The sequence below is a fragment of the Dehalococcoidia bacterium genome (assembly GCA_040902535.1).
GTDB lineage: Bacteria > Chloroflexota > Dehalococcoidia > DSTF01 > JACRBR01 > JBBDXD01.
This window is the reverse complement of sequence record JBBDXD010000023.1, coordinates 72,735-82,110: the sequence shown is the minus strand read 5'-3', so window position 1 is coordinate 82,110 and position 9,376 is coordinate 72,735. Positions and strand designations below refer to the sequence as shown.

Annotated in this window: 11 protein-coding genes; 3 read left to right on the top strand and 8 right to left on the bottom strand. The window is 65.4% G+C overall.

Annotated features, from left to right (window positions below; translation table 11 throughout):
* From WEB52_13665 to WEB52_13655, 3 genes are all read right to left on the bottom strand, one after another.
* A partial coding sequence (locus WEB52_13665) for a hypothetical protein (protein ID MEX2227485.1) occupies positions 1-598 on the bottom strand: 598 nt, incomplete at its 3' end.
* Positions 595-930, bottom strand: coding sequence for a hypothetical protein (locus WEB52_13660; protein MEX2227484.1), 336 nt, complete (start codon positions 928-930; stop codon positions 595-597). The genes WEB52_13665 and WEB52_13660, both read right to left, overlap by 4 nt.
* Positions 931-1,216: 286 nt before the next feature.
* On the bottom strand, positions 1,217-1,735 hold the full coding sequence (locus tag WEB52_13655; protein ID MEX2227483.1) for a DUF2924 domain-containing protein: 519 nt from the start codon (positions 1,733-1,735) through the stop codon (positions 1,217-1,219).
* 139 nt (positions 1,736-1,874) lie between these two features.
* On the opposite strand from WEB52_13655, the gene WEB52_13650 reads away from it, so the two are divergent.
* A complete protein-coding gene (locus tag WEB52_13650; protein MEX2227482.1) occupies positions 1,875-2,087 on the top strand; it encodes a hypothetical protein in 213 nt (70 codons plus the stop codon).
* Positions 2,088-2,274: 187 nt separating this feature from the next.
* Here the strand turns inward: WEB52_13650 and WEB52_13645 are convergent, their stop codons facing one another.
* The 5 genes from WEB52_13645 to WEB52_13625 all read right to left on the bottom strand — a co-directional run bounded on the left by WEB52_13645 (position 2,275) and on the right by WEB52_13625 (position 7,022).
* Positions 2,275-3,510 carry a DNA methyltransferase gene (locus tag WEB52_13645; GenBank protein MEX2227481.1) on the bottom strand — a complete coding sequence of 412 codons (1,236 nt, stop codon included), beginning with the start codon at positions 3,508-3,510 and terminating at the stop codon, positions 2,275-2,277.
* 138 nt (positions 3,511-3,648) lie between these two features.
* Entirely contained in the window at positions 3,649-4,071 is a 423-nt protein-coding gene (locus WEB52_13640; protein MEX2227480.1) for a phage terminase small subunit P27 family, read from the bottom strand.
* Complete coding sequence (locus WEB52_13635) at positions 4,019-4,594, bottom strand: hypothetical protein (protein MEX2227479.1); 576 nt, start codon at positions 4,592-4,594, stop codon at positions 4,019-4,021. The genes WEB52_13640 and WEB52_13635 overlap by 53 nt, the downstream gene beginning before the upstream one ends.
* On the bottom strand, positions 4,591-6,825 hold the full coding sequence (locus WEB52_13630; GenBank protein MEX2227478.1) for a CHC2 zinc finger domain-containing protein: 2,235 nt from the start codon (positions 6,823-6,825) through the stop codon (positions 4,591-4,593). The genes WEB52_13635 and WEB52_13630 overlap by 4 nt, the downstream gene beginning before the upstream one ends.
* Positions 6,825-7,022, bottom strand: a complete 198-nt coding sequence (locus WEB52_13625) for a helix-turn-helix domain-containing protein (GenBank protein MEX2227477.1) — start codon at positions 7,020-7,022, stop codon at positions 6,825-6,827. Before WEB52_13625 ends, WEB52_13630 begins: the two co-directional genes overlap by 1 nt.
* A gap of 103 nt (positions 7,023-7,125) precedes the next feature.
* Here WEB52_13625 and WEB52_13620 point away from each other — a divergent pair, with 103 nt between their 5' ends.
* Positions 7,126-8,250, top strand: coding sequence for a hypothetical protein (locus WEB52_13620; protein MEX2227476.1), 1,125 nt, complete (start codon positions 7,126-7,128; stop codon positions 8,248-8,250).
* Complete coding sequence (locus WEB52_13615; GenBank protein MEX2227475.1) at positions 8,243-9,361, top strand: site-specific integrase; 1,119 nt, start codon at positions 8,243-8,245, stop codon at positions 9,359-9,361. Before WEB52_13620 ends, WEB52_13615 begins: the two co-directional genes overlap by 8 nt.
* Positions 9,362-9,376: the final 15 nt, after the last annotated feature.

Here is a 9,376-nt window from a genome sequence, read left to right as displayed (position 1 = left end):
AGTCGTGGAACGAGCCTGACGCGATCTTCATCCGCTTGCCCTTCCCCGGGGCGCTCAGCACCCCGCCGGCCGCGGCCTTGCGCATCTCTTCGAGCTTCGCGTCGCGCACCCGGTACCAGGCCTCGTCGGTCGGCATCTGGTTGCCGTCCTCGTCCGTCTCGTAATCGGCGTCGTCCCACCTGTGGTGATACTCCGTGTAGAGCATCGCGCACTCGTCCAGCGGGATCAGCTCTGCGCGCGCTTCGGCTTCCTTCTTCTTGTACTCCGTCTCGGTGATCGGTTCGCGGGCGCTCATCGCGAACGCGGCCCGCACCGCCCACATCTCCAGCGCGCAGAACGTCGCCCAGCGCAACCAGTTTAAGCGCAGCTCCTCCTGCCGCGCCCGCTCGCGGATGACGAGGATGACGTTCGCCAGGTCGCCGTTGGCGGCGTTCATCATGCCGACGTAGCGGTTGATCTCGTTCGTCTGTCGATCGGGCGCCGCGCGCAGGAGGTTGCGGTCCTGCTCCTTGCCCGCCTTGAAGTCGCGGAGCGTCATGATGCCGCGCTCCTTCGGCGTGAGCAGCGGCAGCATCCGGTCGAGGCGCGAGTCGCTCACCGGCGTCCCTTCCGCTGGTCGCGGGGTTTGAGGATCGCCAGGATCTCCTTCACCTGTTGCTCCAGGTCGGCCGCCTGCAGGAGCCGGCCGGCGACGGTCGCCGCCGAGATCAACAGCCGGATGCGGTTGGCGGACTGCTCCATGCCCAGGGCATCAAAGGTCGCGATCTCCAGGACGCGCCGGACGCCCCTCACCGTGTCGAGGGGCTCCATGTGGTAGGCGCCCACGAGCGTGGACTCCCGCCGCCGTCGCTGGCCGCCGAGGCTCCGCGCCTTCGCCGCCTCCTCGACGTGCTCCGGCGAGTGCCAGAAGCAGAACGGGCTGTCGTGCATGGGCGTCGCGCTGCAGGCTTCGCCGTTCTTGGTAGGGGCGGAACAGGCGCGCGACCCTACCATTCGCTACCTCTGCTAGGCTCGCGCTCTGGTAGTCGGTGGCTATCCAGCGATAGTGACGGTCCCGCGTCGGCGATGATCGCGTCGATGAGTGCGAGCGGGATGCGCTCGTCTTCCTGCGTCGATAGCGCTACTTCGCGGCGGTACGCGATGCGCGGCGGCAGCGCCGCGATCGCAGGAGAGAGAGCGACACGCCCCGCAAGGAGCGCGTCGTTCTGGAGGCGGGTTACTGCGTGTGCGTCATTGCGTGCTTGGTCGCGGCCTTCAGCGTCGGGAACGTCTCGGGGCAGACGCCGCACCCGTACGAATCGTGGCTCGCCGTCTGTGCCGCCTTCTTCGTGGCCTTCTTGGCTCCCTTCTTCGCGCCCTTCTTGGCCCTCGGCTTCACGGTCTTGGCGCTCTTGGTCTTCGCCGTCTTCTTCGCCGGCTTGTCGATCTTGGGCTTGCGCTCCTTCGCGGCCTTCGGCGCCCGCTCCTTGAGCGTCCCTTCGAGCGACCAAAAGCGCCAGCCGTTGACCGCGACGCCGCCCGTCACCTCGCGGCCCGCCGACGACGGGCTGTTGAAGTCCTTCCCGTCCACCCGGTACCGCAGCCCCTCGTCCGTCTGCACGACCTCGCAGACGAACTCCTTCCCTTTGTGACGCGCCACGAGGCGCGTCCCCGCTTCCAAGGTCCTGTTCTCGATCGGCATCTCGCCGCTCCTTTCGCTCGCCCTCGCCAGGGGCACCTTCGTTGGCGAGCGCATACATCGCTCCGCTCCGCGACGAAGTCAACGGCTGTTCCTGCCGTCCGGAGCGATTGTGCAGCGTCGGCTTGTTCATCTCTGGACTCCGTTGACTTCGTTTCCGCACAGAGTGATGTATGGCTCCGCGAAAGGAGCGACCATGAACGACGACGACACACGCGACGTCCTCGAAGGGGTACTGGAAAAGATGGACGAGATCGCCGTGCTCCTGCGCGCCATCGGCAACACTCGCATCAACGCGTACTGCCTCGCCGCGTTCGAGGGTCGCGGCGGCGGCTGGCTCGGACAGTTCGAGCGCGACATCATCGAGCAGGAACTGCGGTCGCTTGACGGCGAGGAGGACGAGGAATAGACCCAACGACTCACTACCATCGCCTTCCTAGCGGCCCCGACCTGGATGCCCTCTTCGGTCGGGGCCGCTACCTCTTCCTCGATCACCGCGCGCACGACTTCGTAGAGGCCGGCCTCGATGCAGCCGATGCACTCACCCGTGTCTCGCCGCCGCACGTGCATCTGCGCGCCCCGTCCGTCCTTCGTGATCACGAACGGCTGAGGCACTGCGCCTCCCTGCCGCTGAACGCTTCCCACCTGGCGATCACTACGCTCGCATAGTGCGGGTCAAGTTCCGTGCCGTAGCAGACGCGTCCTGTGCGCTCGCAGGCGATGATCGTGCTACCCGATCCGAGGAACAGGTCGAGCACGACGTCGCCGCGTGAGGACGAGTTCTCCATCGCGCGTTCGATCAACGGCAGGGGCTTCATGGTCGGATGTGCTGCGCTTTCGGACGGGCGCTCGACGTCCCACACGTCGCCCTGGTCGCGGCCGCCGTGCCACTGGTGCTTGGCGCCCTCGCGCCAGCCGTACCAGAGTGGTTCGTACTGTCGCTGGTAGTCGGCGCGGCCGAGCGTGAAGCGATCCTTGCGCCAGATGATCGTGTCGGACCAGTGCCCGCCCTCCTCTTCGAGCACGCGCGAGACGAGCGGCAGTTCCTTCGACGACATGCAGCAGTAGATCGCACCGTCCACGCTGGCGAGGAGGTTGCGCGTCCAACCGCGGCAGAACGTCTCCCACTGCTCGTTCGGCATGGCGTCGTTCTGGATGCGTCTCTTCTTCTGCCCGCGCTGCTGGCCGCCGTGGTCGCCGAGCGCGACGTTGTAGGGCGGGTCGGTGAAGCACATCGGCGCCCGCTTGCCGTCGAGGAGCCGCTGTACGGCCGCCGTGTCGCCCGCGTCGCCCACCAGGAGCCGGTGGTCGCCCAACGCCCACAGCTCGCCCGGCTTGGCGCGTGTCGCGGCACGTGCCGCCTCCAGCGCCGCGTCCACGTCGAAGGCCTCGGGCTTCTCGCGCCGCTCGCGCACGTCCAGGCTCTTGAGCAGCGCGTCCAGCTCGTCTTCGTCGAAGCCCGAGAGGCTCAGGTCGACAGCCTCGATCGACGAGAGGTCGGCGACCATCCGCGCCAGCAGCTCCTCATCCCAGGCCCCGCTGATCTTGTTGAGCGCGAGGTTGAGGACGCGCGCCTGCTCCTGCGTAACGTCGAGGAAGATCACCGGCACGTCCTTCATGCCCAGACGCCGGGCGGCGGTGAGGCGCTGGTGGCCGCCGATCACCGTCATGTCCTCCCGCCGCGCCAGCACCGGCTGCACGAAGCCGTACTCGCGGAGGCTGCGCGTCAACGCCTCCAGCTCGTCGTCGGAGATCCGGCGCGGGTTCGCGGGGTCGGGCTTCAGGTCGTCGATCGGGACGTGCGCGATCTGCATCCGCGTTTCTGTCTTCATCAAACCTCCAAGCTCCGCTTGTACTCCTCGAAGCCCACCGTCGCGTGGTCTGTTCGTTCGGGTCGGCAGGCCGCTCATGGCGGATGCCGGCGCGCAGCCGCGGTAGCAGAGCGCTGCGCGTTCGCGATCGTTTTGACTTCAAATCAGGGTGCCCCCGCTCGCCCGTCGGTCCCGGTGCCGCTCGAACTCGCTGAACTCGTCCTCCTCCACCTGTGGCACGGCGCTCACGCGCGTGCGGCTCGACGGCGACATGCCGAACTCCCCAAGCAACAGGCGCATCTGGTCGAGCGCCTTGTTCGCGATCGCCAGGTACGGGCTCTGCATCGGGAAGCCGTTCGGCGACTTCACGACAACGCCGTACTTCTGGAGCGCTTGCTGGGCTTCGCACCAGCGTGCCCACGCATCGCAATAGAGCGCGAGCGCGGCGCGGTCGATGCGGGCGAGCAGCCCCAGTTGCGCCAGTTCCGGCGCGATGCGGCGCCATTCGCGCTTCGCCGTCTTGCTCAGTTCACGCGGGCACGTCGGGATGTCCGAGACGACGTCGGGTTCGTCGCCGCGCATCCGGTGCTTGCGCAGCGTGCCCCGCAGCCGCTTCACGTTTGTCGGCAGAGGCTTCGCTCCGGGCTTCACCGACACCCCCCAGGTCTAATGTGGCCACGCACACGCAGCCGCCACGCGCGAGGACGTGGCCGATTCCAAGCCGCAGCTCGCGATCGGCGACTGCGCGCCACTCAACCACGACGCGCCGCTGGTCGAGGGTGACGATGGTCAGGTAGATGTGGTTGCCCCCGGGCTGGAACTCCTCGATCACCTGGCGAACGCGGCCAATGAGGTCGAAGTCCCGTTCCGTGTCGCCGGTTTCGCGGATCGTGAAGCGGATGCTCGGAAGCCGGTCCGCGGCCAGTTCGGCCAAGGGCCGTCCCTCGCGCACGATCCGTAGCACTTCCGACTTTTGCGCGCGCAACTCCTCTTTGACGTCGTCGGTCAGCACGCCGCGGGGCGCGTCCACTACCAGACGGTCGTCCACCGCCTGAAGCCGCACGCCTCTTCGCTCAAGACTTCGCACCAGCGAGGTGGCGCTCATATCTCCATCACCTCGCGACCGTCAGGTGTGTGTAGACTCCCGGGATCGCCGTTCAACCGTTCAACCACGGCGACGGCAGTCCGAGCAGGTGAATCTGGCGCGGGTGCGCGGTCAGGTTGAACGTGCGGTTGAATGCCGCTTTCAACCACGGATTCAACCACCTTTCCAGATTCGCCTTCCGCTTCGAGGGTCCGGCGCGGTTGAACGGTTGAATCGACTGCGGGGTGCCGTGACACACACGCAGACAACTCCTCGACGGTGGGAAGCGCAGGGCGATCCTCCGGCAGCGGGTCTCCGGGGCGGATCTGGGCTGGCCTCCCCTTCCGCGTTTCATCATTAATGAGGTGGCCGAGCGAGATTGCGCGCTTGATGCGGTACCACGCCGTGTCCTTTGAAAGCTTGAGTGCGTCCGCGATGGCCTGTTTTGTCAGGGACACGCCGTCGGCGATGCGGTTCACGGCCTCGACCGTCTCACGAACCTGGGGCGTGACGCCGGCGCTGGACGCCGCCTGGAAGACGTCCATCAGAAGCGTCCGCGCATGTTCGTAATCGTCCAGCGTGGCTACGATCCGTCCGTCTGCGTCCAGTTCACGCTGCTGCTGGTGCAGAATGGCCATCGTCTCGACTGTGGTGAGGAGCTGGCGGAAGTCACGCCGCATCCGAACGTGATCTGCGGGAACCAGTTCGGCGAGCGCCGGCGCGAATGGCACAAGCACCTCGCGCTTTCCTTCGAGTTCCAGCCATCGCTGCAGAGCGACGAAGTCGGAGACATCCGGCAGGGCAACAAGACCGTTCAACGTCGCGGCGTGAGCCCGCATGACGTCGCGCGTCTGTCCCGGTGTGTCGGCAACGGTGACGGTCAGGGTGCGGGTGTCGAACTGGTGCGGAAGCGGCCGCGTGGAGGTCGTGACGAGCCCGGTGGGTCCGGGCTTTGTGATGCGCCGGACATGAAACTCACCCTTGCTGTCCTTCTCGACGACGTCGTAGGTCATTTCGTTGTCGGCCGCGAGTGACCGAACCGCCGATGCGGCGGAACTGTCGTCGTTGGGCAACGAGTCGGCCTCCGCAACGACGACAGCGCGGTGCTCGTAGGAGGCGTCGCTGTAGATGAGCGCGCGGGCGGAGCCGGCCTTCTCCAGGTAGTAGGCGGACTCCGGCATCAACGCTAAGGCAGCATCGATGGCACGATTCTTCCCCGCCGCCGACGGTGCGACGAACGCGAGGTTGAGCGGCCGACGAAGGAGCCGCGATGTGAGCGCGACGTACGCGAGCATCGGAGGCTTGGTGTCGCCGGCGTAGCCCAAGTCGCGCATGGCGGTCTCGACCTTCGCAAGAAGATCCGGCGCGAGAAACAGATCCCACGCCTTGGCGAGCGACTCCCTGGCGTCCTGTCGTGAGGTGTCGGCCTTGATCGCGGACACATATGGCGCGCTCCGAGCGAGTTCAGCGATGCGGGCCTGGAACTCGTCGGCATCACGGTTGCAGACGAGCCACAGGTCTGCCGCGTCCTTGGCGTCGACGGGGGCGGTGATGACCTGGACCGTGGGGAGTGCCGCGGCGACCTTTTCCACGAACGTGATGCCAGCGGGTCCTGGCTCCTGCCAGACGAACAGATGCGGGATTCCCTCGAACAGAGGCGCCCAGTCCGTCTTCATGGTGGAAGCGCCGGGAATCCCGACGGCGGTCACGCCTGCCCGCTTGCAGACCCACGTGTCGGACTCTCCCTCAACAAAGAGGAGGTAGTTCGTGCGCTCGCGTGCTTCCCGCACTGCCCACAGGCCGTAGGGGTAGGGATGGTCGCCGCGTCTCCACGAGAAACGATGCTCGCCCTTGAGGTTGAGACGCTTTCGGACCGCGATCACTTCGCCGGTGCGGTCGTCGTAGGGGATGTCCACGCATGGAGTCCGGCTGGCGCCGACGATGCCGTCCGTGACACCGAGATCGCGGAGGAACTTCTCCGAGAGTCCCTTGGCGTCGGCGAGCTCCGCAACCGATAGTCCGCCGCGTTGTGAGTGCGGAACGCCGAGCAATTCGGCAAGGTTGACGTACCCTCCGCCCGCGCCACAGGCGTCGCAGCACCATACGTGCTTCTCGGGATGCCAGCGTGCCGAGGGCGAGTGGTCGTCGTGGGCTGGGCACAGGAAACGGGTCTCGCGCCCTTCGCGCCGCGGTTGCCTCGACGCAATGGCCTCTTCAATCGCGGCGATGATCTCACGTTCCTGGTCAGCCATCACGCGCCCTCGTCGCTCCGGATTTCAGATCGCAGCCGCTCGACAAACTCCACGAGGTCGGCCACCGCCACTCTTCGGGAACCGCCGACCTTCAAGGAGGGGAGCGTGCCGCGCTGGATCAGGGCGTATGTCGCAGAGCGTCCCAGCGCCAAACGCTGCGCCGCCTCCTTGACGGTAAGTAGAAGCCGTTCTTCCATTCACGTTCCTGCAAGTCCGCCTGGTGCCTCCGGTTGACCCCGGCGTCCGAATCATTCTACACTGTCTTTCAGTGATATGTGTGGTGGACACATGAGGACGGTTTTGGACGAGAGCGAACTGCGCAGTTGGGTAGGCGAAAAGCTCGGGCGCGACGTCCCGGATGCCGTATGGTCCCTGCTCCGGGATGACGGTTTCCTGAACGTCAGCGATGACAACGGACGCGATGATCTCGCGCGCCGCGCCGCGCGGCTCCTCCAAGTCTTTTCGTCGAAGTCCATGCAACACCGCCGCGCTCGCGTCGTTCGCAGCGGTGAGGCGTCGCAGAAGCCAGCACTTTCGGCGTATGAATCGGAGCGCGCTCTGGCGATGTCCGAGTACTACGCCAAATACGCGGCGAGCCTGCCTGAGGTGCGCGCGTTTCGACACGATGTCCTCGGAGGGCACCTTCTCAGTGAGCAGGATGCCAGGGGCCTATTGAACTCCAGCGCTGCGCGCATGCTCACACCAGTCGAGTTCGAGCGGCATGGCATCCCGCTCGTCCACGACAGCGAGGTGCTATCGCAAGATTACGTCCGCGGCGAGAGATATTGCGCGGTGTTGAGCATCAGTCCACCGAATGTCCAGGTTGAATTCGAGCATCTTCTGAAGGATGTAGGAACGTTCTGGGAAGGGATGCCGGGAAACTACGTCCTCGAGTTTCGTCTCAAGGGCATGCGGCACGAGACGACGGTGTTCAACGGATCGGTGCTCGACCGGCTACGTCGAACAGCAACAACGCTTCAGCCTCTGCCATGGCAGAAGGGTGATGCAACTTGGTTTGTCCTGACCGGTGAGCGGCCCCGCACGGTCCCGATGCAGTCTAATTCCACCATTAAGTGGAGCAGCTTTGCCAACTCCGGCCAAATCGAGTTGCAGATCGAACCGTGGGTCTCTGCGGCAAGTGTCGCTGCAATGTACAAGAAGGCGCAGCGACGATTCCTGGGTAGAGAAAATCGCCCAATTAGCGCGCGCCGGCTCGCACTTTTCCGACTAGTCACGTCGGAGACCGATGAAAACCTGGAGATACCAAGCTGGCGTGTGCTCATGGATGAATGGAACGCTCGCTATCCGGCCTGGACCTATAAGAACGTGCGCAACTTCGCGCGTGACTATTGGAGTGCGCTGCGGTTCATCATGTTCCCCGACTACACGTCATTTCTACAGAGACTGGAGAATCAGCATGGCTAAACGAGCGAATGGCGAAGGCTCGATTTACTTCCGCAAGAGCGACGGTCGGTGGTCGGCGTCGATCAGTCTGCCGAGCGGTGATCGAAAGCACTTCTTGAACAAGGATCGCGACGAGGTCGCCCGCAAGCTCCGCGCCGCGCTCAAGGGACAGGACGACGGGCTGCCGGTCATCAGTGAACGTCAGACCGTGGCGCAGTTCATGCAACGGTGGCTCAACGCATCGAAGCCATCTCTCCGCGTCCGGACGTGGGACCGCTACGAGCAGCTCGTGCGGCTACACGTCACGCCGGAGATCGGCAAGGTCCAGCTGACGAACCTCACCCCGCTCCACCTCCAGCGCCTTTACTCGAAGAAGATTGAAGAGCGGCTGTCATCGACCACAGTCCATCACCTCCACGCGATGCTTCACCGAGCCTTGAAGCAGGCCGTGCGCTGGAACCTCGTGCAGCGCAACGTCGCCGACTTCGTGGACGCGCCAAGGGTCGGCCACTACGAGATCACTACGCTCTCCGCTCGCCAGGCATCCGCGCTACTGGCCGCTGCGGAGGGGAGTCGTCTGGAAGCGCTGTACGTCATGGCCCTGACGACTGGCATGCGGCAAGGTGAACTGCTCGGGCTGCGTTGGAAGGATGTCGACCTCGACCGAGCCAGCATCCAGATCCGCGGGACGATGCAGGCGACCAAGGATGGGCTGCGATTCGCTGAGACCAAGACGCGAGGCTCGCGACGCCATGTGCTTCTGCCGGCCCGGACCGTCGAGGCGATCCGCCGGCATCGGGTCGCGCAGAAGGAGGAGCGGCTTCGCATCGGCGCCGCGTGGGAAGACAACGAGCTCGTGTTCGCGAACGAGGTCGGCAAGCCGATCGCCGCAGGCAACCTGCTCAAGCGGTCATTCGAGCCGCTGCTCAAGAACGCCGGGCTGCCCCGTATGCGCTTCCACGACCTCCGCCACAGCGCCGCGACGCTCCTGCTCGAACAGGGCATCCACGCGAAGATCGTGCAGGAGATGCTCGGCCACACGCGCATCAGCACGACGCTCGATCTGTACTCGCACGTCACGCCCACGATGCAGCGGCAGGCCGCGGATGCGTTCGATGCCCTGCTAGGATGAAATCAGTTCGGGACG

Coding starts and splice junctions, on each gene's coding strand:
- WEB52_13660 (MEX2227484.1), bottom strand. CDS start 930: ATGCACGACAGCCCGTTCTGCTTCTGGCACTCGCCGGAGCACGTCGAG.
- WEB52_13655 (MEX2227483.1), bottom strand. CDS start 1,735: ATGCGCTCGCCAACGAAGGTGCCCCTGGCGAGGGCGAGCGAAAGGAGC.
- WEB52_13650 (MEX2227482.1), top strand. CDS start 1,875: ATGAACGACGACGACACACGCGACGTCCTCGAAGGGGTACTGGAAAAG.
- WEB52_13645 (MEX2227481.1), bottom strand. CDS start 3,510: ATGAAGACAGAAACGCGGATGCAGATCGCGCACGTCCCGATCGACGAC.
- WEB52_13640 (MEX2227480.1), bottom strand. CDS start 4,071: ATGCGCGGCGACGAACCCGACGTCGTCTCGGACATCCCGACGTGCCCG.
- WEB52_13635 (MEX2227479.1), bottom strand. CDS start 4,594: ATGAGCGCCACCTCGCTGGTGCGAAGTCTTGAGCGAAGAGGCGTGCGG.
- WEB52_13630 (MEX2227478.1), bottom strand. CDS start 6,825: ATGGCTGACCAGGAACGTGAGATCATCGCCGCGATTGAAGAGGCCATT.
- WEB52_13625 (MEX2227477.1), bottom strand. CDS start 7,022: ATGGAAGAACGGCTTCTACTTACCGTCAAGGAGGCGGCGCAGCGTTTG.
- WEB52_13615 (MEX2227475.1), top strand. CDS start 8,243: ATGGCTAAACGAGCGAATGGCGAAGGCTCGATTTACTTCCGCAAGAGC.